The sequence below is a fragment of the Rhodococcus sp. 852002-51564_SCH6189132-a genome, from assembly GCF_001665495.1.
Taxonomy (GTDB): domain Bacteria; phylum Actinomycetota; class Actinomycetes; order Mycobacteriales; family Mycobacteriaceae; genus Rhodococcus; species Rhodococcus pyridinivorans.
In genome coordinates this window covers 1-26,266 of the sequence record NZ_LZMJ01000007.1, presented here as the reverse complement: position 1 = coordinate 26,266, position 26,266 = coordinate 1, and the positions used below count along the sequence as shown (strand labels likewise).

General features: G+C 69.3%; 19 protein-coding genes. 13 read left to right on the top strand and 6 right to left on the bottom strand.

From position 1 onward, the window contains the following. Positions 1 to 40: 40 nt before the first annotated feature. The 7 genes from A5767_RS01495 to A5767_RS01460 all read left to right on the top strand — a co-directional run bounded on the left by A5767_RS01495 (position 41) and on the right by A5767_RS01460 (position 13,510). Positions 41 to 775, top strand: coding sequence for a hypothetical protein (locus A5767_RS01495; protein ID WP_006554327.1), 735 nt, complete (start codon positions 41 to 43; stop codon positions 773 to 775). A gap of 2 nt (positions 776 to 777) precedes the next feature. Further along, positions 778 to 1,572, top strand: a complete 795-nt coding sequence (locus tag A5767_RS01490) for an alpha/beta fold hydrolase (protein WP_064851492.1) — start codon at positions 778 to 780, stop codon at positions 1,570 to 1,572. Positions 1,573 to 1,789: 217 nt separating this feature from the next. Continuing rightward, positions 1,790 to 2,866, top strand: a complete 1,077-nt coding sequence (locus A5767_RS01480; RefSeq protein ID WP_064851490.1) for an ABC transporter ATP-binding protein — start codon at positions 1,790 to 1,792, stop codon at positions 2,864 to 2,866. Next, entirely contained in the window at positions 2,863 to 3,642 is a 780-nt protein-coding gene (locus A5767_RS01475; protein ID WP_024103462.1) for an ABC transporter permease, read from the top strand. The genes A5767_RS01480 and A5767_RS01475 overlap by 4 nt, the downstream gene beginning before the upstream one ends. A gap of 81 nt (positions 3,643 to 3,723) precedes the next feature. Next, positions 3,724 to 7,566: an ABC transporter ATP-binding protein gene (locus A5767_RS01470; RefSeq protein ID WP_064851489.1), complete on the top strand. Its 3,843-nt coding sequence runs from the start codon at positions 3,724 to 3,726 to the stop codon at positions 7,564 to 7,566. A gap of 203 nt (positions 7,567 to 7,769) precedes the next feature. Further along, positions 7,770 to 11,546, top strand: a complete 3,777-nt coding sequence (locus A5767_RS01465; protein ID WP_082937566.1) for a multifunctional oxoglutarate decarboxylase/oxoglutarate dehydrogenase thiamine pyrophosphate-binding subunit/dihydrolipoyllysine-residue succinyltransferase subunit — start codon at positions 7,770 to 7,772, stop codon at positions 11,544 to 11,546. Positions 11,547 to 11,716: 170 nt separating this feature from the next. After that, positions 11,717 to 13,510, top strand: a complete 1,794-nt coding sequence (locus tag A5767_RS01460) for a thiamine pyrophosphate-requiring protein (RefSeq protein WP_064851487.1) — start codon at positions 11,717 to 11,719, stop codon at positions 13,508 to 13,510. On the opposite strand, the gene A5767_RS01455 is transcribed toward A5767_RS01460, so the two are convergent. Then, positions 13,467 to 14,162, bottom strand: a complete 696-nt coding sequence (locus A5767_RS01455) for a TetR/AcrR family transcriptional regulator (protein ID WP_033097304.1) — start codon at positions 14,160 to 14,162, stop codon at positions 13,467 to 13,469. The genes A5767_RS01460 and A5767_RS01455 overlap by 44 nt on opposite strands. A 70-nt stretch (positions 14,163 to 14,232) precedes the next feature. On the opposite strand from A5767_RS01455, the gene A5767_RS01450 reads away from it, so the two are divergent. From A5767_RS01450 to A5767_RS01440, 3 genes are read left to right on the top strand one after another with little or no spacing between them, the layout of a single operon-like run. Further along, positions 14,233 to 15,795, top strand: coding sequence for a flavin-containing monooxygenase (locus A5767_RS01450; RefSeq protein ID WP_064851486.1), 1,563 nt, complete (start codon positions 14,233 to 14,235; stop codon positions 15,793 to 15,795). Next, positions 15,792 to 16,619, top strand: a complete 828-nt coding sequence (locus tag A5767_RS01445) for an SDR family NAD(P)-dependent oxidoreductase (protein ID WP_006554317.1) — start codon at positions 15,792 to 15,794, stop codon at positions 16,617 to 16,619. The genes A5767_RS01450 and A5767_RS01445 overlap by 4 nt, the downstream gene beginning before the upstream one ends. A gap of 8 nt (positions 16,620 to 16,627) precedes the next feature. Further along, positions 16,628 to 17,539 (top strand): alpha/beta hydrolase, encoded by a 912-nt coding sequence (locus tag A5767_RS01440; protein WP_006554316.1) that lies wholly within the window; start codon positions 16,628 to 16,630, stop codon positions 17,537 to 17,539. A gap of 18 nt (positions 17,540 to 17,557) precedes the next feature. Here A5767_RS01440 and A5767_RS01435 read toward each other — a convergent pair whose 3' ends face one another. From A5767_RS01435 to A5767_RS01420, 4 genes are all read right to left on the bottom strand, one after another. After that, positions 17,558 to 18,514, bottom strand: a complete 957-nt coding sequence (locus A5767_RS01435) for a glycine betaine ABC transporter substrate-binding protein (protein WP_064851485.1) — start codon at positions 18,512 to 18,514, stop codon at positions 17,558 to 17,560. A 132-nt stretch (positions 18,515 to 18,646) separates the two neighbouring features. Continuing rightward, positions 18,647 to 19,840, bottom strand: coding sequence for an NAD(P)-dependent malic enzyme (locus A5767_RS01430; protein WP_033097302.1), 1,194 nt, complete (start codon positions 19,838 to 19,840; stop codon positions 18,647 to 18,649). A gap of 469 nt (positions 19,841 to 20,309) precedes the next feature. Continuing rightward, positions 20,310 to 20,732, bottom strand: coding sequence for a hypothetical protein (locus A5767_RS01425; protein WP_006554312.1), 423 nt, complete (start codon positions 20,730 to 20,732; stop codon positions 20,310 to 20,312). Beyond that, positions 20,729 to 21,583, bottom strand: coding sequence for a PHP domain-containing protein (locus tag A5767_RS01420; RefSeq protein WP_006554311.1), 855 nt, complete (start codon positions 21,581 to 21,583; stop codon positions 20,729 to 20,731). Before A5767_RS01420 ends, A5767_RS01425 begins: the two co-directional genes overlap by 4 nt. Before the next feature lie 132 nt (positions 21,584 to 21,715). Here A5767_RS01420 and A5767_RS01415 point away from each other — a divergent pair, with 132 nt between their 5' ends. Both A5767_RS01415 and A5767_RS01410 read left to right on the top strand, forming a co-directional pair. Continuing rightward, the gene (locus tag A5767_RS01415) at positions 21,716 to 22,771 is read left to right on the top strand and encodes a magnesium and cobalt transport protein CorA (RefSeq protein WP_064851501.1); all 1,056 of its coding nucleotides are present in this window, start codon (positions 21,716 to 21,718) and stop codon (positions 22,769 to 22,771) included. Continuing rightward, positions 22,768 to 24,576 carry a hypothetical protein gene (locus A5767_RS01410; protein WP_064851484.1) on the top strand — a complete coding sequence of 603 codons (1,809 nt, stop codon included), beginning with the start codon at positions 22,768 to 22,770 and terminating at the stop codon, positions 24,574 to 24,576. The genes A5767_RS01415 and A5767_RS01410 overlap by 4 nt, the downstream gene beginning before the upstream one ends. Before the next feature lie 52 nt (positions 24,577 to 24,628). Here A5767_RS01410 and A5767_RS01405 read toward each other — a convergent pair whose 3' ends face one another. Beyond that, entirely contained in the window at positions 24,629 to 25,219 is a 591-nt protein-coding gene (locus A5767_RS01405; protein ID WP_006554308.1) for a suppressor of fused domain protein, read from the bottom strand. 74 nt (positions 25,220 to 25,293) lie between these two features. Between A5767_RS01405 and A5767_RS01400 the strand changes: the two genes are divergently transcribed. Next, on the top strand, positions 25,294 to 26,139 hold the full coding sequence (locus tag A5767_RS01400; RefSeq protein WP_006554307.1) for a hypothetical protein: 846 nt from the start codon (positions 25,294 to 25,296) through the stop codon (positions 26,137 to 26,139). Positions 26,140 to 26,266: the final 127 nt, after the last annotated feature.

Sequence of the window (26,266 nt, the reverse complement as noted above, 5' to 3'; positions counted from 1 at the left end):
AGCAGTCCGGAAGACAAGAGCACCGGAGAACAGGGGCACGATGAGCAACAAGGCAGGCGTCGCAGAGGCCTTTATCGTCAAGATGCTGGACAACGGCGCGAGGCTGCAGGGCCCTGCGGTGGCCAAGTACGTCGATCTCATGCGGCGCTCGCACCCCGACGAGTCCCCGGCGCAGATCATCGAGCGGCTCGAGAAGCAGTTCCTGCTGACCGTCACCGGCAGCGGGTCCGCGGCGGGCGCGACCGCAGCCTTCCCCGGCATCGGGACACTCGCGGCCATCGGCGCGGTCGGCGCCGAGACGGCCTTCTTCTTCGAGGCGTCCGCGCTGCTCACCCTGGCCATCGCATCGGTGCACGGGATCGAACCCCACAACCACGAGCAGCGCCGCGCGCTGGTGCTCGCCGTCTCCCTCGGTGACGCCGGCCGGGAGATCGTCGCGACCGCGACCGGCGCGTCGCTGCGCAACTGGCCCAAGGCGCTGACCACCGGCGCGGGCGGCACCCAGCTGAAGACGCTGAACAATTCCCTGGTCAAGAAATTCATCCGCCGGTACTTCGCCAAGCGCAGTCCGCTGCTGATCGGCAAGCTCGTCCCCGCTGGTATCGGCGCCGCGATCGGTGGCGTCGGCAACCGTGCGCTGGGCAAGCGCACGATCCAGAACGCCCGCGACGCCTTCGGTCCACCGCCGGCCGCGTGGCCCGTCGCACGTCCCGTCCTCCCGGCGAGCGGAGAGGCACCGGCGCTCGACACCGGTGTTCCGGTCCCGAAGGACTGACCGTGCCGGCCGACGGGAAGGTGTTCGTACGGGAGTCCGGTGCGGGACCACGCACCGTCGTTCTGCTGCACGGCTTCTCCGATCACGGCGGTACGTGGTGCAAGGTCGCGCCCGCGATCGCCGAACGGCACCGGGTGCTCACGGTCGACCTGCCCGGTTTCGGGCGTAGCGCGCAGCACTGGGAGACCCCCGTGCTCGACCACTATGTCGACGTCCTGGACGAGCTCGTCGACGACGTTCCCGAACCGGTGTCGCTGGTCGGGAACTCGCTCGGTGCGGTCACCGCACTGGTGTTCGCGTCGGTCCACCCGTCCCGGGTCGACCGCGTGGTGCTCGCCGACATGCCGGGTCTCGCCGGGATCCCCCGGTGGTGGACGCAGGGTGCACGCATGCCGGTCGAACTGTCGCGCCTGCTGCCCGCTCCGGTGATGCAGCAGGCCATGGGTGCCCTGTACGCGCGGGCCGCCGTGCACCGGCGCGGCACCTTCGACCGGGCGGCGCGCACGGCGTTCGCGGCGAACTACGCGACCCGCGAGCAGGTCGACACGCTGCTGACCGTGGGCCGGCACGCGATCGGTGAGCTCGGCCGACTGCCGATCCCGGAGATGGTGCACGCCCTCGACATGCCGGCCCTGCTGGTGTGGGGTGCACAAGACCGGTTGACGCCCGCTCACGCCGCACGACGGGTGCAGGCCGGCGGCCGGAGACGGGTGGTGATCATCCCCGATGCCGGGCACTGTCCTCAGCTCGACGCGCCCCGCGAATTCCTCGACGCCGTCCTGCCCTTCCTGGACTGACCCGTAAGCTCACGGCGACCGCGGCACCAGCCGCACCCATATCTCGACGACGCGGGGGTCCGAATCCGTGACAGCACCGTCAACGCAACCGCCGTACGGCACACCCGATCCCCGGGTGCCCTCGGGGGCACCGGGGGCACCGGGCGCGGGGATCGCCGTCCACGGCCTGAACAGGACGTTCGGTGACCACACGGCCGTATCGAATCTGTGGTTCACGGTGCCGCCGGGCTCGATCACCGGCTTCCTCGGACCCAACGGATCGGGCAAGACCACCACCCTCGGCATGATGCTCGGCCTCGTCCGGCCGAGCGCCGGGAACGCCTTCGTCGACGGCGTGCCGTTCACCTCCCTGCAGCAGCCTGCACAGGTCGTCGGAGCGGTGCTCGACGCGCGCAGCGCCCACCCCAAACACCGGGCGCTGACACACCTGCAGATCTACTGTGCCGCGATCGGCGTGCCCGACGAACGGGCGAGGCAGATGCTCGACCTCGTCGGCCTGGGGTCGGTCGCGCGGCGTCGCATCGGCGAGTTCTCCCTCGGCATGCGGCAGCGACTCGCCCTGGCGACGGCCCTGCTCGGACAACCGCGTTATCTCGTGCTCGACGAACCGGCGAACGGACTCGACCCCGAGGGCATGGCCTGGCTGCGCGACTTCCTCCGCGCATTCGCCGCCAACGGCGGGACCGTGCTGATCTCGAGCCACATCCTGCGGGAGATCGAGCAGATGGCCGACCGCCTCGTGATCATCGCGAACGGTCACCTGGTCGCGGAGACCTCGATGACCGATCTGCGCGACGCCTACCGCTCGCGGGTGTTCGCCGCGGCCTCCGACCCGGCCCGTCTCGCGACCGCACTCGCCGCGGCCGGGCACACCGACGCGCAGGTGCAGCAGGACGGACGGCTCGCGGTCGTCGGTGTGACTTCCGACCGCATCGCCGAGATCGCCGCGACCGCGGAGGTGACGCTGTTCGGGACGAGTGTCGAGCACGTCGATCTCGAGCAGGTCTACCTGGCGATGACGGCCGGTCGCTACGCGGCCGCGCCGGTCGCGCAGTATCCGGGGCACGGAGCCCACCATCCGCCGGGCGGGCAGTATCCGCAGGGCCCGCAGTACCCGAGTGCCCAGCAGCACCCGCAGGCCCAGCCGTATCCGAACGGCCAGCAGTATCAGCAGTACCCGACCGCACAGCAGTACCCGAACTCACAGCAGTACCCGAACTCACAGCAGTACCCGCAGTCGCAGTGGGGACAGCCGAACCGACCGCCGACCGGGCAAGGAGGTCCTACCGCATGACCGCGCTTCTCACCGCCGAGTTCCGCAAGGTCCTGAGCCTGCGCTACTGGTGGATCCTCGGCATCGCACCGCTGCTGGTGGGACTGTTCTGCGGGGCGCTGACGCTGCCGGTCGCGCGGCAACTCGAACTCGGCTTCGGTGACGGTTTCGCCGAGGCCGTCGCCGCCGCGGTCGGCATCTCCCTCTCGTTGTCGCTGGTGTTCCTGTTCGCCGCGATCTTCGGCGCGGTGGCGACGGGCAGCGAGTTCGCGCACCGAACGATCGTGACGACCTTCCTCACCGCGCGGGGACGCGACCGGGTCGTCGGCGTGAAGTTCGCGACCGTCGCCGTGATCGGGCTGCTGTACTGCATCGTCACGGAAGTCGCGGCGGCCGCGACGCTCGTGTTGTTCGGTGGGGGCTTCGACGGTGCCGACCTCGGATCGGTCGCCAAGGTGATGGGCATCGGTCTGTTCTGCGCGCTGATGTGGTCGCTCATCGGAGCGGGGCTGGGTCTGCTCACACGGTCGACGACGGGCAGTGTGCTCGCGATCTGCGCGTGGGTGCCGTTCGGGGAGCTGATGGTCTCGGTCGTCCTGCACGGTCTCGGTCTCGGCGCGATCGCGTCGTACCTGCCGGCGCAGGTGACCTGGTACGTGCTGTTCTCCGCGGTGTCGATGCCCGAGGACGTGACACTCGAGATGACGTGGCCGGCGGCCCCGCTGCTCCTGCTCCTCTGGACCGTGGTGCTGGGCGGCCTCGGCTGGTGGCGCGCCCGCACCGCCGACGTCGTCTGACACGTTCGATCACCTGCGTCACCGGCCCTCCCCGGGCGGCTCCGACGTGCCCTGTCGTCGCTCGGCGCTAATGTCGGTTCGATGGCACACGACCCGATTCCGCGCTCGCCGGGATGGATTTCCCGGCTCGTCGCCGAATGCCTGAAACACCGCAGAACAGCCGTCGGGGCGCTGGCCGTCACCGTCGTCGCCGCCCTGATCGACATCACCTTCCCACTGCTGACGAAGGTCGCGGTCGACAGCGCGACCGGGCAGGGCGACGTGCCCGCCGACGACCTGCGCCTGATCGGGCTGGCCGCGGCTGCGATCGCGGCAGGTGCGGTGATCCGGTTCGGCTGCCAGTACGGGCGCCGCATGCTCGCCGGACGCCTGTCGCTCGACGTGCAGCACGACCTGCGGTTGCGCCTGCTCGGCTCACTCCAACGTCTCGACGGCCACGGTCAGGACCGCATCCGCACGGGTCAGGTGGTCTCGCGGTCCATCACCGACCTGCAGCTCGTGCAAGGGCTGCTCGCGATGGTGCCGATGTCGGCGGGTGCGCTGCTGCAATTCGTGCTCGCGCTGGTGATCATGACGACCCTCTCGCCGCTGCTCACGCTGGTCGCGGTGGTCATCGTCCCGATCATCGCGGGTCTCGTGCGGGTCGTGCGCCCGAGGCTGTTCGCCGCGACCTGGTCGGCGCAGCAGCGCGCGGCCGATCTCGCCCAGCACGTCGAGGAGACGGTCACGGGCGTGCGGGTCGTGAAGGGATTCGGGCAGGAATCGCACGCGGTCGACCAACTCGAGGAGCACGGTCGCAGGCTGTACGCGGAGCGTCTGCGTGCCGCCCGTATCAACGCGTGGTTCTCGGCGCCGATGGGTGCGATCCCGCAGTTCGGGCTCGTCGCCACCATCGCTCTCGGCGGCTGGCTCGCCCTCGAGGGCGGAATCACCGTGGGCACCTTCGTGGCGTTCACCGCCTATGTGGCGACGATGACGGGGACGACCCGCACCCTCTCGCAGGTCGTGATCATGGCGCAGCTGTCCCGCGCCGCCGTCGAGCGGGTGTACGAGGTGATCGACACCGAACCCGACGTCGCCGATCCCCCGCATCCCGTCGAACTGCCCGACGGTCCGCTCGGGGTGCACCTGGAGGACGTGACGTTCGGCTTCGACGACGACCGGGACGTACTGCGCGGCCTCGACCTGGAGATCGCGCCCGGCGAGACCGTCGCGATCGTCGGCCCGGCCGGGTCGGGCAAGACCGTGCTGTCGCTGCTGCTCCCCCGCTTCTACGCGCCACACCGCGGGTCGGTGTGCCTGACCGCGGACGGCCGCGACATCGACGTCGCCACGCTCCGCGCCGACGATCTGCGCGGGGCGGTCGGCCTCGTCTTCGACGAGCCGTTCCTGTTCTCCGACACGGTCGCGTCCAACATCGCGCTCGGCCGGCCCGACGCGTCGGACGACGAGATCCGAACCGCGGCCGCGGCGGCACGCGCCGACGACTTCGTCGAGGCCCTCCCCGAGGGTTACGACACGGTCGTCGGTGAACGCGGCCTGACACTGTCCGGTGGGCAGCGGCAGCGGGTCGCGCTGGCGCGGGCACTGCTCGTCGATCCGCGGGTGCTGATCCTCGACGACGCGACCTCTGCGGTCGACGCCGAGACCGAGGCTGCGATCTACGGCGCGTTGCGGGCGGGTCGGCGCCGCACGACCCTCGTGCTCGCCCATCGGCGGTCGACGCTCGCACTCGCCGACCGGGTCGCCGTGCTCGACGAGGGACGCATCGTCGACATCGGGACGGTCGACGAACTCGAGGAGCGCAGTCCCGTCTTCCGGCGTCTGCTCTCGACCGACGACGACGCCGCACCGGCACCGGAACGCCCGGTTCCCGCCGGTGAGTTGTGGCCCGAGGAACCGGACGACGATGAGCCGTCCGGTACCGTTCGGAATCCTCCGGCGGTCGGTGGAGGTCGCGGCGGACCGGCGGGCAGTGGTGGCCGCGGCGGGCCGGTGTCCGGGGCGCTCGGCGCGGTGGCTCCGACCCCGGAACTGCGCGCGGCCGTCGATGCGCTTCCCCCGGCCACCGAGACCCCCGGACGCGATCCGGCCCTGCGGTCCGAGGCCCTGCGCCTGCCCGACCCGCAGTTCCGATTGTGGACGACGCTGCGCCCGGTGCGCGCACTGCTGGCGGTCGTCGTGCTGTGCCTGGCGGTGGAGTCGCTGACGAGCATCGCGTTCCCGTCGCTGGTGCGGTACGCCGTCGACCGCGGGGTGACCCCGGGCGATCCGTCCCGGCTGTGGCAGGCGACCGCCGCGGGTGTGGTGCTCGCGCTGCTCGGCTGGTTCGTGGTCGCGATCCTCACGGTGCTCACCGCGCGGGCGGGCGAACGGGTGTTGTTCGGGCTGCGCGTGCGCTCGTACGCGCACCTGCAACGGCTCGGGCTCGACTACTACGAACGCGAACTGTCGGGCCGGATCATGACGCGGATGACGACCGATGTGGACGCGCTGTCGCAGTTCATCCAGACCGGCCTGTCCACCGCGGTCGTGGCGGTGCTGACGCTCACCGGTATCTCGATCGCGCTGATCGCCACCGATCTGTCGCTGGCCCTGGTAGTGCTGGCGGTGCTGCCCGTGCTGGTCGGCGCGACCCTGTGGTTCCGGAAGGTCTCCGGGACGGCGTACGCGCAGTCCCGCGAACGCATCTCCCTGGTGAACGCGGATTTCCAGGAGAACGTCACGGGTCTGCGCGCCGCCCAGGCCTACCGCAGGGAGGAGTCCGCGGCGCGGCGGTTCGCCGAGCGCGCGGAGGCCTATCGGCGCAGTCGCCTGCGGTCGCAGCGGGCCATCTCGCTGTACTTCCCCTTCATCACTTTCCTGTCCGATCTGGCGCTCGCGGCGGTCGTCTTCGTCGGCGCCCGCGAGGTGGCGTCGGGCGCGGTCGGCCCCGGTGTGCTGATCGCGTTCGTGCTGTATCTGAACCTGTTGTTCGCACCCATCCAGCAGTTGTCGCAGGTCTTCGACGGTTACCAGCAGGCGCGCGTCGGTCTGCGCCGGATCGGCGACCTGCTGCGGACCGAGAGCTCGCTCGAGTCTGCCGAGGAGGGCACGGTCGCCATCACCGGGCACCTCCGCGGCGACGTCGACCTGCGGCAGGTGGGCTTCCGGTACAGCGAGGCCGACCGTGACGCGTTGAGCGATGTGGACCTGTCGATCCCGGCCGGTTCGACGGTCGCCCTGGTGGGCCGCACCGGTGCCGGGAAGTCGACGGTCGTCAAACTGCTCGCCCGGTTCTACGACCCGACCTCCGGTTCGGTGCGGGTGGACGACACCGATCTGCGCAGTTACCGTCTGCGCGACTATCGGGGCCGGCTCGGGGTGGTGCCGCAGGAGGCGCACCTGTTCACGGGCACGGTGGCGACCAACATCGCCTACGGCCGACCCGAGGCGACGCGCGAGGAGATCGAATCGTCCGCGCGCGCCGTGGGGGCGCTGGACATGATCGCGGGACTCGCCGGCGGCATGAACCATCCGGTGGGTGAGCGCGGTCAGGGTCTGTCGGCAGGGCAGCGTCAGCTCATCGCACTCGCGCGCGCCGAACTGGTGGACCCCGATCTTCTGTTGCTCGACGAGGCCACCGCGACCCTCGATCCCGCCACCGAGAAGGCGGTGCTCGAGGCGGGTGCGCGGGTGGCCCGCTCGCGGACGGCCGTGGTGGTGGCGCACCGTCTCGCGACTGCCGCACGCGCCGATCTCGTGGTGGTCGTCGACGACGGCCGTATCGTCGAGTGCGGGCCCCACGACGAGCTCCGCCGAGCGGGAGGTCTGTACACCACTTTGTGGCAACTCGCTACCGGTGGTCTCGTTCCGGAGGAGCCCGAGATCCTGCTCACTTCGACGACGGAAGGATCGAACATGAGATCGTCCTCACGTTTGTAACGGGGTGCGCGCTGCGCCGATGCACCTTAGAGGGAATAATCGGCTCTCGAGAACCGTCATCGATGGAGACCCCATCGCACCAGATTGTGAGGTAGCCCACCGACATGCGCGGTCAGTTCGGATCGTCACATGCCACGGGCTAGCCTCATATTCACAGGCGCTCCGATCGGGTACCGAAGAAAGAAACGAGGCGAACAACTGCCGTGAGCAGCAGCTCTACATCACAGTTCGGACAGAACCAGTGGTTGGTTGACGAGATGTACCAGCGCTTCCAGGACGACCCTTCGTCCGTGGACGCGAGTTGGCACGAATTCCTCACCGACTATTCGCCGGAAGCCGCGGTGGCCGGAGGCACCAACGGCTCCGACACCGCCACGACCGAGAAGCCCGCGCCGAGCACAGCATCTGCGCCGAGTTCCTCCGCTTCGGCCCCCACCAAGCCTGCACCGAAAACCGAGACCGCGTCGGCGAAGCCCGCACCGCAGGCCGAGGCCGCGCCGGCCAAGCCTGCACCGAAGGCGGAGACCAAGCCTGCGACGCAGCCGAAGGCCCAGGCCGCGCCCGCGAAGCCGGCTCCCAAGCCCGCTGCGGCCCCGTCGGGCCAGGCCACCGAGGACAAGAAGGTTCTGCGCGGCGCCGCTGCTGCCGTTGCGAAGAACATGAACGCCTCGCTGTCGATCCCGACCGCCACCAGTGTTCGCGCGGTGCCCGCGAAGTTGATGTTCGACAACCGCATCGTCATCAACAACCACCTCGCCCGCACCCGGGGCGGCAAGGTCTCGTTCACCCACATCCTCGGTTACGCGATCGTCCAGGCGGTCAAGGCGTTCCCGAACATGAACAACCACTTCGCCGAGGTCGACGGCAAGCCGAACCTCGTCGTGCCCGCGCACACGAACCTCGGTCTCGCGATCGACCTGCCCGGCAAGAACGGCCAGCGTTCGCTGGTCGTGGCGGCCATCAAGAACTGCGAGACGATGAACTTCGCGCAGTTCTACTCGGCCTACGAGGACATCGTGCGCCGCGCCCGCGACGGCAAGCTCACCGGCGACGACTTCTCCGGCGTCACGATCTCGCTGACCAACCCGGGCGGTATCGGCACCGTGCACTCGGTCCCGCGTCTGATGCAGGGCCAGGGCGCGATCATCGGCGCCGGCGCCATGGAGTACCCGGCCGAGTTCCAGGGTGCGTCCGACGCGCGGCTCGCCGAGATCGGCATCGGCAAGCTGCTGACGCTCACCTCCACCTACGACCACCGCGTGATCCAGGGCGCGGAGTCGGGTGAGTTCCTGAAGAAGATCCACGAGCTGCTCATCAGCGACGACTTCTACGACGGCATCTTCCACACCCTGCACATCCCCTACGAGCCGGTCCGCTGGCGCAAGGACGTGCCGGAAGGTCTCGTCGACAAGCACACCCGTGTGCTCGAGCTCATCGCCGCCTACCGCAGCCGCGGCCACCTCATGGCCGACACCGATCCGCTGCAGTTCGTGCGCGACAAGTTCCGGTCGCATCCCGACCTCGACGTCACGACCCACGACCTGACGCTGTGGGATCTCGATCGCGAGTTCAATGTCGGTGGCTTCCACGGCCGCCAGAAGATGAAGCTGCGCGACGTGCTGTCGGTGCTACGCGACGCGTACTGCCGCCACGTCGGTGTCGAGTACACCCACATCCTCGAGCCCGAGCAGCAGCAGTGGCTGCAGGAGCGGGTCGAGGCGCACCACGTCAAGCCGACGGTCGCCCAGCAGAAGTACATCCTGAGCCGCCTCAACGCCGCCGAGGCGTTCGAGACGTTCCTGCAGACCAAGTACGTCGGTCAGAAGCGCTTCTCGCTCGAGGGCGCCGAGTCCGTCATCCCGATGATGGACGCGATCATCGACCAGGCCGCCGAGCACACGCTCGACGAGGTCGCCATCGCGATGCCGCACCGCGGTCGCCTGAACGTGCTCGCGAACATCGTCGGCAAGCCGTACTCGCAGATCTTCTCGGAGTTCGAGGGCAACCTGAACCCGGCCGCTGCGCACGGTTCCGGCGACGTGAAGTACCACCTCGGCGCCGAGGGCACCTACATCCAGATGTTCGGCGACAACGACATCAAGGTCTCGCTCACCGCGAACCCCTCGCACCTCGAGGCGGTCAACCCGGTGCTCGAGGGCCTCGTCCGCGCCAAGCAGGACATCCTCGACAAGGGCGAGGACGGCTTCACCGTCCTGCCCTTGCTCCTGCACGGCGACGCTGCGTTCGCCGGTCAGGGCGTCGTCGCGGAGACCCTCAACCTCGCGCTGCTGCGCGGCTACCGCACCGGCGGCACCGTGCACATCGTCGTCAACAACCAGGTCGGCTTCACCACCGCGCCGGAGCACTCGCGTTCGTCCGAGTACTGCACCGACGTGGCGAAGATGATCGGCGCGCCGATCTTCCACGTCAACGGCGACGACCCCGAGGCCTGCGTGTGGGTCGCGAAGCTCGCCGTGGACTTCCGCGAGAAGTTCCACAAGGACGTCGTCATCGACATGATCTGCTACCGCCGCCGCGGTCACAACGAGGGCGACGACCCGTCGATGACCCAGCCGGCGATGTACGACGTGATCGACACCAAGCGCAGCGTGCGCAAGAGCTACACCGAGGCCCTGATCGGCCGCGGCGACATCTCGCTCAAGGAAGCGGAAGACGCCCTGCGCGACTACCAGGGACAGCTCGAACGGGTCTTCAACGAGGTCCGCGAACTCGAGAAGTACCCGCCGGAGCCGTCGGAGTCGGTCGAGCTCGACCAGACCCCGCCGAAGCGTCTCGACACCTCCGTCGACCGGCCGGTGCTCGAGCGGATCGGCGACGCCTTCGCCGAGGCGCCCGAGGGCTTCACCGTCCACCCGCGCGTCAAGCCGGTGCTCGAGAAGCGTCGTGAGATGTCACGCAACGGCAAGATCGACTGGGCGTTCGCCGAGCTGCTCGCGTTCGGTTCGCTGGCCGAGGAAGGTGCCCTGGTGCGCCTGGCCGGTCAGGACTCGCGTCGCGGCACGTTCACGCAGCGCCACTCGGTCATCATCGACCGCAAGACGGGCGACGAGTACAACCCGCTCGCCTCGCTGGCCAACCAGGCCGGCAACGGCGGCCGCTTCATGGTCTACGACTCGGCGCTGACCGAGTTCGCGGGTCTGGGCTTCGAGTACGGCTACTCGGTGGGCAACCCCGACGCGCTCGTGCTGTGGGAGGCGCAGTTCGGCGACTTCGTCAACGGCGCGCAGCCCATCATCGACGAGTTCATCTCGTCCGGTGAGGCCAAGTGGGGTCAGCTCTCCGACGTCGTGCTGCTGCTGCCGCACGGCCACGAGGGCCAGGGTCCCGACCACACCTCGGGCCGCATCGAGCGCTGGCTGCAGCTGTGCGCCGAGGGTTCGATGACGGTCGCGGTTCCGTCGACCCCGGCGAGCTACTTCCACCTGCTGCGCCGCCATCACCTCGACGGCATCCGCCGCCCGCTGGTGGTGTTCACGCCCAAGTCGATGCTGCGCAACAAGGCCGCGGTCAGCAACATCGAGGACTTCACGCAGGGCAAGTTCCGCTCGCTGCTCGAAGAGGTTCCTTACGAGGAGGGCACGGCCGACCGGTCGAAGGCCACTCGTGTGCTGCTCACCTCCGGCAAGATCTACTGGGAACTGCTGGCGAAGAAGCAGAAGGAAGGTCGTGACGACGTCGCGATCGTGCGCATCGAGCAGCTGTACCCGGTGCCGCGTCGCCGCATCGCCGAGACGCTCGAGCAGTACCCGAACGCCACCGAGTTCTTCTGGGTCCAGGAGGAGCCGGCGAACCAGGGTGCCTGGCCGTTCCTCGGCCTCGCGCTGCCGGAACTGCTGCCCGACAAGCTCAGCGGTATCAAGCGCGTGTCGCGTCGCGCGATGTCGGCACCTTCGTCCGGCTCGAGCAAGGTCCACGCTGTCGAGCAGCAGGAGATCATCGAGAAGGCCTTCGGTCGCTAGAAGCTCCGTTTCGGATCCTTCGGGTCCTTGACGGTTCTCATGTGAGCCGGGTCGGTTCGTCCCCGCGAGGGGCGATCGACCCGGCTCACGCCTTTTTCCGGTGTGTTTCGGACCGGGCACGACGGGCACCCTCCGGAGGACCCCCGATCGTGTCCTGCGAGGAGCTACCGATGGCAAATCCGACCGTGGCCGACTACCTGTTGCACCGCCTGCGCGCGTGGGGGGTGGACCACGTCTTCGGATATCCCGGTGACGGCATCAACGGGATCCTCGCCGCCTGGACGCGCACCGGCAACGATCCGGTCTTCGTGCAGTCCCGGCACGAGGAGATGAGCGCCTTCGAAGCCGTGGGCTATGCGAAGTTCACGGGCCGGCCCGGGGTGTGCATGGCGACCTCCGGCCCGGGCGTGATCCATCTGCTCAACGGCCTGTACGACGCGAAACTCGACCACGTTCCGGTGGTGGCGATCGTGGGCCAGACCGACCGTTCAGCGATGGGCGGGTCGTACCAGCAGGAAGTGGACCTGCACACGCTGTACAAGGATGTGGCGTCGGCGTTCGTGGAGACGGTGACGGTGCCCGAGCAGTTGCCGAACGTCCTCGACCGGGCGATGCGCACCGCCATCGCGTACCGCACTCCCACGGCAGTCATCATCCACGGCGACGTGCAGGAACTCGAGTACTCCCCGCCCGGCCACGAGTTCAAGATGGTGCCGTCGAGCGTCGGCTTCGACCGTCCCCGGATCGCACCGGACGACGACGCGATCCGGCGGGCCGCGGAGATCCTCAACGCCGGGGGCAAGGTGGCGATGCTCGTCGGCAGCGGCGCCCGCGGTGCGCGGGCGCAACTCGAGCAGGTCGCGGATCTGCTCGGCGCCGGGGTGGCGAAAGCCCTGCTGGGCAAGGACGTGCTGTCGGACGAGTTGCCGTGGGTCACCGGATCGATCGGGTTGCTGGGCACGCGGCCCACCCACGAGATGATGACCGGCTGCGACACGCTGCTCATCGTCGGTTCGTCCCTCCCCTACAGCCAGTTCCTGCCCGAATACGGCCAGGCCCGCTGCGTGCAGATCGACATCGACCCGAACATGATCGGGATGCGCTATCCGAACGAGGTCAACCTCGTCGCGGATGCCGCCGCCGCGCTCGACGCGCTCGTCCCGCTGCTGCAGCGCAAGGAGGACCGGTCATGGCGTGAGGGCATCGAGCAGAACGTGCAGCGCTGGTGGCAGACCATGGGACAGCAGGCGGAGGTCGAGACGGAGTTCGTCAATCCGCTGCGGATGTTCGCCGAGGCCTCACCACGACTGCCGGACGATGCGATCGTCACCGCCGACTCGGGTTCGGCCGCCAATTGGTATGCGCGCCAATTGCAGTTCCGCGGTGACATGCGCGGTTCGCTGTCGGGCACCCTCGCGACGATGGGTCCGGCGGTGCCGTACGGGATCGGCGCGAAGTTCGCGCATCCGGGTCGTCCGGTGGTCGCGTTCGCCGGCGACGGGGCGATGCAGATGAACGGCATGGCCGAGCTGATCACCATCCAGCGGTACTGGCAGCAATGGACCGATCCGCGGCTCGTCGTCGCGATCATCCACAACAACGATCTCAACCAGGTCACCTGGGAGATGCGTGCGATGGGTGGGGCACCGAAATTCGCGGAGTCCCAGTCGCTTCCGGACGTCGACTACGCTGCCTTCGCGCGCAGTCTCGGGCTGGGCGGCGAAACCGTGAAGTCCTCGGACGAGATGGGCTCGGCCTGGGATCGCGCGCTGGCCGCGGACCGTCCGACGGTGCTCGACGTGTACACCGATCCGGACATGCCGCCGATCCCGCCGCACGCGACGTGGGAGCAGTTCACCGATGTCGCCAAGGCCGTGCTCGCCGGTGACGAGAACCGTTGGGGCTTCGTGAAACAGGGCGTCAAGACGAAGCTGCAGGAGTACCTTCCCGGAAACGATCGCTGAGAAACCCACCGGCCGGAGCAGCGTCACCAGCCGATGAGTGGAGCGAATGTGCCGCCAGCGCAACGCCGGACAGCGCCGCGATGGCCAGTTCGACGAACTCGTCGCGGGTGAGTTCGGGATCGCGTAGCCACGCGATGGTCGTGTCCTCGACGAAGGCCACCCAGCCGCGCACGGCGAGCCGCACGGCGGGCGTCGGCTCGATCCCGATGGCGGGCAGGTGCGCGACGGTCCGGTCGACGAGCGCTGTGCGGGTGTCCTCGAAGGCCGCCCGCATGTCGGGGTCGCCGCTGGTGGCGCCGCGCAGGATCGAGACGTACATGTCGCGGCGCCGGGTGACGTAGTCGACGTACGCGACGAGCGTGCCGCGCAGCATCTCGATCGGTTCGAGACCTTCGTCCGGTGCGGTGTACTCGACGAGGTCCTGGCCGACGCATCGCACGAGTTCGACGTGGTAGTCGTGCTTCGAGGCGAAGTAGTGGAACAGCAGCCCCTTCGAGACCCCGGCCCGGTCGGCGACCTCGTCGACGGAGATCTGCTCGAGGGGCCGGTCGGCGAGCAGTTCGAGACCCTGTTCGATCAGCTGGGCCCGGCGTTGGGCGGGACCGAGGCGGGTCCGGCGGGGTCCGGGACTGTCGTCTGTCACGTCCACCATGCAAACACCGTTATTGAATTATGGTCAACAAGTGTTGACCAGGTCACTGGAACGCTCTAACCTCGAGTACATGAGTCTTCCGGTTACAGATACCGTCGCCGACGCGGAGATCCGTCAGGTCGACACGCTGATCATCGGCAGCGGGTTCGCCGGGCTCGGTGCGGCCATCCGACTGTCGCAGGCGGGCAAGGACTTCCTCGTGCTCGAACGCGCCTCCGAGGTGGGCGGCACCTGGCGCGACAACACCTACCCCGGCGCGGCGTGCGACGTGCCGTCGAACCTGTACTCCTACTCGTTCGCCCTCAACCCCGGCTGGACGCGCTCGTTCTCGCCGCAGCCGGAGATCCAGGAGTACATCCGCTCGGTCGCCGACCGGTACGACGTGCGGCGACGCACTGTCTTCGAGTGCGACGTGCAGACGGCCCGCTGGAACATCGCGACGCACCGCTGGGACGTGGCCACCACGCGCGGGAAGTACAGCGCCAAGGTCGTGATCTCCGCGGTGGGCGCCCTGTGCGAGCCGTCGCTGCCCGACATCGAGGGCATCTCCGGTTTCGAGGGCGAGATCTTCCACTCGGCACGGTGGAACCACGACGCCGACCTCGCCGGCAAGCGCGTCGCGGTCATCGGCACCGGCGCCTCCGCCATCCAGATCGTGCCGGCCATCGCCGGCACCGTGGGCCATCTCGACGTCTACCAGCGCACGGCACCGTGGATCCTCCCCCGCTTCGACCGCGAGTACACCGCTCCCGAGCGGTTCGCCTTCCGGTTCATCCCCGGCTTCCAGCGCCTTTCACGCGCCCTGCAGTACACCGCCCGCGAGACGCAGGTCGTGGGTCTGGCCAAGGCGCAGGCCTTCATGAAGCCGCTCGAGCTCGCCGCGCGCATCCAGGTCCGGCGGCAGATCCGCGACAAGGAACTGCGCCGGAAGGTCACGCCGAACTACGGTATCGGCTGCAAGCGCATGCTGATCTCGAACAACTACTACCCCGCGCTCGACCGGCCGAACGTCGACCTCGTCACCGACGGCATCGCCCGCGTCACCCCGCGCGGCATCGTCACGAAGGACGGCACCGAACGCGAGGTCGACGCGATCGTCGTCGCGACGGGCTTCCACGTCACCGACTCGCCGACCTTCGCCGGCATCTTCGGCGAGGAAGGCCGTTCGCTCGCCGAGGTCTTCGACGAGACCGGCATGCGGGGGTACAAGGGCAGCTCGGTCGCCGGCTTCCCGAACCTGTTCTTCCTCGTCGGACCGAACACCGGACTCGGCCACACCTCGATGGTGTACATGATCGAGTCGCAGCTCGAATACGTCGTCGACGCCATTCGCACGATCGATCGCAACCGCATCGGCACGGTCGAGGTCCGCGAGGACGTGCAGGACGAGTACAACCGCGACCTGCAGCGCGCGATGCGGTCGAGCGTGTGGAACAACGGCGGGTGCGCGAGCTGGTATCTCGACAAGCACGGCAACAACACCACGCTGTGGCCGGGATTCACCTTCGAATTCCGCCGTATCACCCGCAGATTCGACCTCGAGGCGTACCGTAGCGTCGCCGAATCGGATCTCCCCGTCGCCACCGACCGTCCCGCGCAGGAGCGCACGTCCCGAGAGGCAGCAGTTCGATGAGTGATGTCGCAGGCCGGGTCGTCGTCGTCACGGGCGCGGGTTCCGGGATCGGCCGGGCCCTCGTCCTCGCCCTCGCGGCCCGAGGCGCCCGCCTGGCGATCTCGGATGTCGACACCACAGGGCTCGAGGAGACCGCGCGTCGCGCACGGGAACTCGGCGCCGAGGTGAAGGCCGACCATCTCGACGTCACCCAGCGCGAGAAGGTCCTCGAGTACGCCGAGCAGGTCGCCGCCCACTTCGGCGCGGTCAACCAGGTGTACAACAACGCGGGCATCGCCTATCACGGCGACCTCGAGCGCACCGAGTTCAAGGACATCGAGCGCGTGATGGACGTCGACTTCTGGGGAGTCGTCAACGGCACCAAGGCTTTCCTGCCGTATCTCATCGCGTCGGGCGACGGCCACCTGATCAATGTCTCGAGCCTGTTCGGTCTGCTGAGCATCCCGGGTCAGGCGGCGTACAACTCGGCGAAGTTCGCCGTGCGCGGCTTCACCGAGGCGGTGCGGCAGGAGATGCTCGTCGCGCGGCATCCCGTACAGGTCACGTGCGTGCATCCCGGTGGTATCAAAACCGCGATCGCGCGCAACGCCGCCGTCCCCGACGGCGACGACCAGGCGACCTTCGCGGAGTTCTTCGACCGCAAGCTCGCACGCACGACCCCCGAGGACGCGGCGAAGACCATCCTCACCGGTGTGCGGAAGAACAAGGCGCGTGTACTGATCGGCGCCGATGCGAAGCTGCTCGACGCCTTCGTCCGCGTTGCCGGACCGGCCTATCAGCGTGTCGTCGCCACCGTGACCTCCCGGGTCGTGCCGAGGGGATAGGCTGCGGCATGCCTCCGACACCGCAGCTGTCACCGCGGGTGGCGCGTACCGCCCTGCGTCCTCTCTTCCGTGCCCTGCTGTCGCCGCGCTGGTCGTTCGCCACGCAGCGCCGGTTGCTCGACCTCGCGGCGCCGTTGCAGTTCCTCCCGAAGGACACCGTGGTGCGCCCGATCGGTCTGGCGGGACGCCCCGCCGAGCGGATCACGGTGGGCGCCACCGAGCGGACCACGGCGATCCTGTACCTGCACGGCGGGGCGTACACCGGCGGGTCGCTCGCCACGCACCGCTCGCTCGCGGCGCATCTCGCCGCCGCGTCCGGAGCGGCCGTGTACGTCCTCGACTACCGGCTCGCGCCCGAGCATCCCTATCCGGCGGCGTTGAACGACGCCGAGGCGGCCTATCTCGAACTCGTCAGCGAGCACGGCTTCGAGGTGTCGAGCATCGCGATCGCCGGCGACTCGGCCGGCGGTGGCCTCGCCGCGGCCACCACACACCGGCTCGTCGACCGTCACGGGATCACCCCGCCGGCGCTCGGATTGTTGTCGCCGTGGACCGATCCGGCCGCCCGCGACCTGCCCGACGTGAACGACGTCGTTCTGAACAAGGGCTGGGTGTATTCCTCGGCCGAGGCGTATCTCGCCGGAGGCGATCCCACCGATCCCGGTTACGCGCCCATCCACGCCGATCCCACGGGTCTGCCGCCGACGCTCATCCAGGTGGGCACCGCGGAGATGTTCCACCCACAGGTGCGGCAGTACGCCGAGAAGCTCCGGGCGGCGGGCGTCGAGGTCACCCTCGTCGAACAACCCGAGCTGTGGCACGTCGCGCCGTTGCAGGCGTCGCTCGTTCCCGAGGCCGCCGCGGCGATCTCCGACTTCGGTGTGTTCCTCCGCGACCGGATGGGCACCCGCGCGGGCTGAGTACTCGCGGGGTGCCGTTCACGCTCCGGCGTGTTCGTCGATCCATTCGCGGGCCACGGTCTCGGGATCGTCTCCCTCCTCGACACGCGCACGCAGTTCGGTGAGATCGCTCGTGGTCAGTTCACCCGCGATGGTCCGCAACGCGTCGAGTTGTGCCTCGTCGAGGGTGCCCTTGCGGAAGACCGGGACGACGTTCTGGGCCGGCAGGACCGGGGCGGGCACATCGTCGGCGTTCGTGTCGTCCTGCGGGCTGCGGTCGGGTGCGTCGGGCACGGTGCTCACGGGCGAATCCGCGTCGATCTCCGCGAGGGCGGACGACGTCGTGGTGGTTCCGACGACCGTGTCGGGTTCCGACGCGACGGCGACGGACTGTGCATCCTCGATCCGTCGCACCTCGCGCGGGCGGCAGTCGGCGCGTTCGAGGGCGGTGAGTCCACCGGCGGTGTCGAAGTCCTCGGTCACCGCGAAGGTCAGGTCGGCGCAGCGGCCGGCGAGGTCGGCCACGCGGCTCACCGACCATTGCGTGAGCCGTTCGCGGTCGGCGAGCAGCACCGCGCGGTCCTGCGCCGAGGCGTAATCGGAGATGGTCAGTTCGTCGGGCAGTGCGCGCGCCAGCGCTTCGAAGACGTCCTCGGCGTCGGTCGCGTCGGCACCGGGATCGTAGGACGCGAGCAGCCGTCCCGTGTAGCCGGGGATCAGTGTGAGATCGGCGGCGTCGAGCGCTGGGGTCGGATCGGCGACGCCGGAGCGGACCTGCACGTCGATCCCGCTACTGCGCAGCGCTCCCGCGTACAGCTGCGCGAGCAGTTCCTCGTCGGGCCGCTCCCCCGCCCCGACGATCACTGTCGTCGACGGTGCCGCCTCGTCGAGAACGGGCGACGCACACCCCTGGAGCACGGCCGCCGCCGCGCATGCGGTGAGCACCGTCGCCGCGACCGGCCGGATCCGTCTCGCTTCGTTCGCCACGGCGGTCATTGTCGCCCACCGGTGCGCCACGGTCCGCACGTGCCCGACCGTCCGGCCCGCCGAGGCGCCGAACGCCCCGGTCCGGAACCCTTGTGCGGTTCGGATCGGGGCGTTCGGTGCGATCTCGCCGGGAGCGAATCCCTAGTCGGTGACGCCTTCGGCCTTCGCCGCGGCCGCGACGGCCTCGGCGACGGCGGGCGCCACGCGCGGATCGAGCGGGCTCGGGACGATCTTGTCCGCAGCCAGTTCGTCACCGACGACCGAGAGGATGGCCTCGGCGGCGGCGAGCTTCATGCCCTCGGTGATGCGGCGGGCACCTGCGTCGAGAGCGCCCTTGAACACACCGGGGAAAGCCAGCACGTTGTTGATCTGGTTCGGGAAGTCGCTGCGACCGGTCGCCACGATCGCGGCGTGCTTGTGGGCGATGTCGGGGTGGATCTCCGGATCCGGGTTCGACATCGCGAAGATGATGGCGTCGTCGGCCATCGTCGCGACGATCTCCTCGGGCACGGTGCCCGACGACACGCCGAGGTAGACGTCGGCGCCGTCGAGCGCCTCGGCGATGCCGCCCTTGCGGCCCTCCGGGTTGGTGCGGGAGGCCAGATCGGCCTTGATCTCACCGAGATCGGTGCGGTCGGAGGAGATGATGCCCTTCGAATCGAGCACCACCACATCGCGCGCACCGGCGGCGAGCAGGATGTTCGTGCACGCCACGCCGGCAGCTCCGGCGCCGGAGATCACGATGCGCAGGTCGGCGATGTCGCGGCCCTGCACCTTCACCGCACCCTTGAGGGCGGCCAGGGCGACGATGGCGGTGCCGTGCTGGTCGTCGTGCATGACCGGGCAGTCGAGCGCCTCGATGACGCGCTTCTCGATCTCGAAGCAGCGCGGAGCCGAGATGTCCTCGAGGTTGACGGCGCCGAAGGACGGACGCAGCCGGATGAGGGTCTCGACGATCGCGTCGGGATCGGTGGTGTCGAGCACCAGCGGGATGGAGTTCAGGCCCGCGAACTTCTTGAACAGCGCGGACTTGCCCTCCATCACCGGCAGCGAGGCACGTGCGCCGATGTTGCCGAGACCGAGGACCGCGGTGCCGTCGGAGACGACGACGACCAGGCGGTTGGTCCAGGTGTAACGGTCGACGAGGGTCTCGTCGGCGGCGATGGCCCGGCAGACCTGGGCGACACCGGGGGTGTATGCAATGGACAGATCGCGCTGGTTCTCGAGCGGCGCGGTCAGTTCGACCGACAGCTTGCCGTCGACGTGACTCGAGAAGATCTCCTCGTCCGTCAACTCGAGCTTCTGAGGGGTAGGTGCATCAGACACAATTGACACGATGACACTCCTGCGTGTTCCGAGTCGACCTCTGGACTCGGTTGCTGCGAAAACACCGCAGTTCGATGCATCTCACACACGTGCATGCATCGAGTTGCAGCGCTTCGCCAAGGACATTGGATTGAAGCTTCCGGGCGCGATCACGACTGCCGCTGTACAACGCTGTACGGCTTCCGGAACGTGATGGAGCCGGGGCGGGTGGCCCTGGCATCGAGCCCTGGGTGATCTAGCCCTGGGTGGGTCTGCCATCCTTCGTCCGATTCCGGGGTATTCCGGCTTTCGGATTGCCGCAAGTTTGCCACCTTCGCAGACGAACAATCAAATCGGCATCGATTGCGAAGGTCTCACGGTTTTGTCGCCTCACCTGTGAGTTTACGTGCCGTGAACACCGCGCCGCGGGCGCACCGCGATGAATTTCCGCAGTTACACGATGGCTACCGACGGGTAGCCGAGACGGCACTCGGGGCCGTCATCCCCACCACTGAGTGATCATCAGAATCGATGCAGTGAAGATCACCACAAGGCTCGACAGGAGTGCTGTGCCACCCGAGCGTCGATCCGCCGTCACCTGGGCGATCACGGCCACGAGCGCGGCGACGACGTGCGCGGCGACCGAGGTGGCGCCCGGGCCGGGGAAACCGCGGTCGCCGGCGAGGTACTGGGCCCCGCACACCACGAACGTCAGGACCAGCACCGCCCCGCACACCACACCGGAGAGAGCGCGGAGGGCGCGGACGGGCAGACTCGCGCGGCGCGATGCGGGTTCGTACGGATCGGCGTAGTACCCCTCGTCCGGGTAATACGGTTCGTTGTAGTACTCACTGTCGTAGTAGTTTTCGTCGTTCGGCGACCCGTACTCCTCGTCCGGATACCGCGCACCCCGTCGCCTCATCCCTCGAGCACCTCCACACCGGTCGCGCAGTCGAGCAACGCCTCGTACGCCGCCGGAGCCGTGGTGAAGCTGCCGAGCCTGATGGTCTTGTTGTCGCCGTGATAGTCGGACGATCCCGTGACGACGACCCCGAGCGACCGCGCGAGATCGCGCATCGTCCGCACATCCTGCTCGTCGTGATCGGGATGATCGGCCTCGACACCGCCGAGCCCGAGTTCGGCGAGTTCCTCGATGTGGTCGAGGGCGAGGAGCCGCCCACGCGCACGTGCCCGGGCGTGCGCCACCACCGGCACACCGCCCGCGGCCGTCACCATCTTCACGGCGTCGGCGAGCGGGGTATCAGCCTTCGGTACGTAGTAACGGCCGCGCGGCGACAGCAGCTCGGTGAAGGCGTCGGCCACCGTGGGCACCACACCGGCGGCGACGAGCGCCCGCGCCAGATGGGGCCGGCCCGCGGCGGGGCCCGCCTCGGCGAGCACTGCGTCGATGTCGATCGGCAGACCATCGTCCGCCATCCGCACACCCATCGCCCGGATCCGCGACACCCGTTCACCACGGAGCCGCTCGAGTTCGGCGACGAAGACCGGATCGTGCGGGTCGAACAGATAGGCCAGCAGGTGCACGGCGACCGGGGCGCCGTCCTCCCCGCGTCCCGTGCAGGACATCTCCATTCCCCGGACGAGACGCAGGCCCGTCGGCAGGGCCGCTGCGGCCTCGTCCCATCCCGCGGTCGTGTCGTGGTCGGTCAGGGCCACGACGTCGAGACCCGCCCGGGCAGCGGCACGGACCAGTTCCGCGGGACGGTCGGTGCCGTCCGATGCGGACGAGTGGGTGTGGAGATCGATACGCACGCCACCAGTCTGTCAGGTCGGCGGGCTAGCATGATTGGAGCTGCCCCGCCCGGTCCCCGTCGACGGGCGACCGCCGCGCCGCGGGCCTGCGACCGGGCCGCGTCCCAGCGGCATGCCGTGAGGAAGGACAACATGCCGCACCAGCCTTCTCGTGCCACCCGTCGCGGCCCCACTCCCCCGGTCCCCACCGAGCAAGCGGTGGTCGACTGCGCGGTCTACGTCGACGGGCACCGCCTGCCCGGCCGCTACAGCCACACCGAGGCGGTGGCAGAGGTACGTCGGCGCGGTACGGGATTCGTGTGGCTCGGGCTGCACCACCCCGAGGAGAAGCAGATGACGAACGTCTCGCACACCTTCGGACTCCACGAGCTGATGGTCGAGGACGCCGTCCACGCCCACCAGCGCCCGAAGCTCGAGCGCTACGACGACGTGCTGTTCCTGGTGCTGCGCACCGTCAGTTACATCGAGCACGAGTCGGTGACGACCACCAAGGACATCGTCGAGACCGGCGAGATCATGTTGTTCACCGGCCCCGACTTCATCGTGAGCGTGCGGCACGGCGACCACTCCGAGCTCTCGCACGTGCGCAAGCGCCTCGAACGCGACCCCGATCATCTGTCCCGCGGTCCGGCGGCCGTGCTCCACGCGATCGCCGACCACGTGGTCGACTCCTATCTCGCCGTCACCACGGCCGTGCAACCCGACGTCGACGACATCGAGGAACTCGTGTTCACCCCCGACACGCGGATCGCGGTCGACCAGATCTACATGCTCAAGCGCGAGATCGTGCAGTTGCGCCGCGCCGTCCTGCCGCTCGCCGAACCACTGCAGCAACTCATCCGGGCGCCGGGCAACCCGATCCCGAAGGACGTCCGGCGCTACTTCCGCGACGTCGCCGACCACCACACCACGGTGTCCGACCGCATCGCGGCCTTCGACGAGACGCTCGGCACGCTGCTCGACGCGGCGATCGCGAAGGTCACCGTGCAGCAGAACACCGACATGCGCAAGATCTCCGCGTGGGTCGCGATCGCCGCCGTGCCGACGATGATCGCCGGGATCTACGGCATGAACTTCGATCGCATGCCCGAACTGCATTGGCAATACGGCTATTACGTCGTGCTCTCCGCGATCGTCGCGATCACCGTGGGACTGTTCGTCACCTTCAGGCGCAACAACTGGTTGTGACCACCGAACTCGACCGCCCCTCGACACGCGCTGCGCAGGCTGCGCGATCTCCTCGGCGCCACGTGCTCGCCGTCGCCCTCGCGCTGATCCTGCTGCAGACGATCCTCCGGACCGTGGTGGCCGCGACCGGCGAGTTCTACTGGGACGACCTGATCCTCGTCGGGCGCGCGGGGTCGTATCCGCTGCTGTCCGACGCCTTCCTGCGGTATGACCACGACGGTCACCTGATGCCCGCCGCCTTCCTCGTGGCGGGGATCGCCACGGCGATCGCGCCGCTGGAATGGTGGCCGGCGGCGGCCTCGCTCGTGATCGGTCAGTTGCTCGCCTCGCTGGCGGTGCTGCGGGTGCTCTGGTTGCTGCTCGGCCCGCGACGCGCTCTGTGGGGACCGTTGCTGTTCTATCTCCTCACGCCGCTGACGCTTCCGGCCTTCGCGTGGTGGTCGGCCGCGCTCAACGCGTTGCCGCTGCAGGCCGCACTGGCCTGGGTGGCGGGAGATGCGCTGCAGTACAGCAGGACCGGCCGGCGCCGTCATATCGTGAGCGCCCTCGTCGTCACCGCTGTGGCGCTGGTGTTCTTCGAGAAGTCGGTCCTCGTTCCGTTCGCCGCGTTCGCGACGGTCGCCCTCGCACACCACGTCGACGGACTCGTTCGGCCGATCCGCAGCACGTGGGCGCAGGCCCGGCCGTTGTGGCTCGGCTCGGCGGCCGTGCTGGTCGTGTGGGCGGTCTGTTACTCGACGATCGTCGAATCCCGGTTCGGGATCCCGCCGTGGTCGATGGTGGCCGGGTTGACCCATCACGGCATCTCCTACGGGCTGTTGCCGTCGCTGCTCGGGGGTCCCTGGGAATGGGAGCGGTGGAATCCGAGCCCGCCCTGGGCCGATCCCCCGCTCGTGCTCGTCGTGGTCGCGTGGCTCGCTGTCGCGGGCGCCGCAGCGTGGACGGTGCGCCGGCGACGGCGGACCGGGCCCGTGTGGTTCGCTGTGATCGCCTACATCCTGGCCTCGCTCGCGGCGATGATCAGCACCCGCTTCGGTCCGGAGACCACCTACGAACTCGCGCGCACTCTGCGCTACTTCGCCGACTCCGCCGTGGTCGTCGCGATCGCCGCGGCGCTGATCCTGCGCGCCCCGCGACGAGGCACGACGTCCCGTCCTCGTGCCGTGCGTGCGGCCGCCTGGACCTGCGCGGCCGTGTTCACCGTCGGCTCCCTGTGGTCGACCGCGACGTTCGCGCGCAGCTGGTCGGACAATCCGACGGGCGATTATCTCGGGGCGGCGAAGGCGGCGCTCACGGCCCGGCCCGACGAGCCCGTGCTCGATCACCCGGTGTCGGTATGGATCCTGCTGCCCGTCACCTACCCGCACAACCTGGTGGGGTCCGTCTTCTCCGCGCTGCCCGTCCGGTCCGACATCCGCAACCACGCGACCGACCTGTGGGTCCTCGACGATCTCGGTCACCGCACTCCTGCCGACCTGCTGCCGCTGCGCCTCGTCCCGCCCGGCCCCGAGCCCGACTGTGGCCATCGCGTCACCACCGACGCCGTCACGGCCGTGCCGCTCGATTCCCCCGCGGGCGACTGGGAGTGGACCGTGCAGGTGAACTACCGGGCCTCCGCCGACGGCACGATCGACCTCGGCTTCCCCGGCCGCGCATCCGTTCCGGTCCCCGTCACCGAAGGACTCGGGACGGTGTACGTCCGCGTCTCCGGGGACGGGTCGGCGTTGCAGGCGCGCTCGTCCACCCCCGGCACGACCGTGTGCCTCGGTGCCGGATCGCTCGGAGTGGTCGTGCCGCGGGGGTGACGGCGGGCCAGCGTGGCGCGTCCGAGCGCGCGGTCCGTGAGAACCGGGACGGTCACAGACGTGCTTGCGCCCGGCGCGGGTCGCTCAGGTCGATGCCCGCTTCCTCCCACGCCTCGCGCAGCGCCTCGGTTCCCTTCAGCCGCTTCCAGGCCGCCTCGGTACCGGTGATCGGGCGGGCCTCGAAGAAGTGGACCGGATCGGAGGGCTCGGGCAACTCCAGCGACGGCACGTCGGCCGTCTCGAGCAACACCGCGGTGAACGGAGCGCCCGGCCACAGCGGCTCCCCGAGATCGAGCAGGGCGTCGTCGGTGAGGACCACGCCCTCCACGGCGGGCAGCGCAGCGAGCACCGCGAGGGTGCGGTGGACACCGGCGGTGACGCCCTCGTCGTCGCGCAGGCTGAGGACCAGTTCGGCCCGCGGCCCGCGCGTCGGGTCGGCCACCATGTCGGTCGGATCGCCCATCGGATGCCGTGAGCACCCCAGAGTGGCGTACCGCAGGAGCTCTGCACCACGGAAGCGGAGGACCTCGATCGGTTCGAGACCGAGGAAGGTCACCGACGCCGATTCCGGCTCCGGATCCCCCGGCACGGTCAGATGCTCGGTGAGGTGGCTGCGGACGGTGGCGAGAACTGCGTCGGTCACCCCTGCAATGTAGTCCCCGTCCCCGCACATGCGGTTCACACCCGGACCTGTGCACCGCGCGGTACCGTCGACGCGTGGCTCGCGACACCGGTTTTCCGGTCTCCGATGCCGGCGACGATTTCGCCCGGCAACGCCGGCGCGCCGAGTACGCCCGGCTGATCGCATGGCTGCGCCGCGAACCGGCCGACGTCAACACGGTGCTGCCCTTCGACGACGTCGTCGCAGCCCTCGGACGCCTCGGTGAACGGCGACTCGGGTTGCAGATCATCGAGGTCGCCTCGATCGTCGGCAGCGTCGACCGTGCCGACGACTTCGACCGTCGTTTCCGCCCCACCTCGGCACGCCTGCGCGCCAGGTGGGAACGCATCGCGGCCGCGCGGCGGCGCGGCGAGGCCATGCCCCCGATCTCCGTGTACCGGGTGGGACCGATGCATTTCGTGCAGGACGGGCACCACCGTGTGTCCATCGCCTACGCGCAGGGCGACCGCACCATCGACGCCTACGTCACCGAGATCACCACGAAGGTGCCCGCGGAGGGCATCACCGCCCGTCCCGATCTCGTGCGCAAGGACCACTTCAGGATGTTTCTCGGCCGCGTTCCCCTGCACGGCGCGGCCCAGGACACGATCCGCGTGTCCGACCCGTGGGGATACGCCGAACTGGCCGAGGCCGTCGAGGCGTGGGGTTTCCGCTTGATGCAGGATCTCGGCGAGTACCTCACCCGCGAGGAGGTCGCGCGGCGCTGGTACGAGGAGGAATTCGTCCCCGTCGTCGCGATGGCCCGGGAAGCGGGGATGTTGCGCTCACGCACCGACGCCGAGGTGTATCTGTGGATCGCGAGCGAGCGGTACCGGCTCGTGCGGCGGCACGTGTGGAGCGAGGAGATCGTCGACGAGCTCCGTAGCCGCGCACCCCGCTGACGGGGGGGGGGGGGGGGGGGCCCCCCCGGGGGGGGGGGGGGGGGCCCCCCCCCGGGGGGGCTGGGGGGGGGGGGGGGGGGGCGGGGCGGGGGAGAAACCGGCCGGGGGGGCGGGGGGCCGCCCGCCA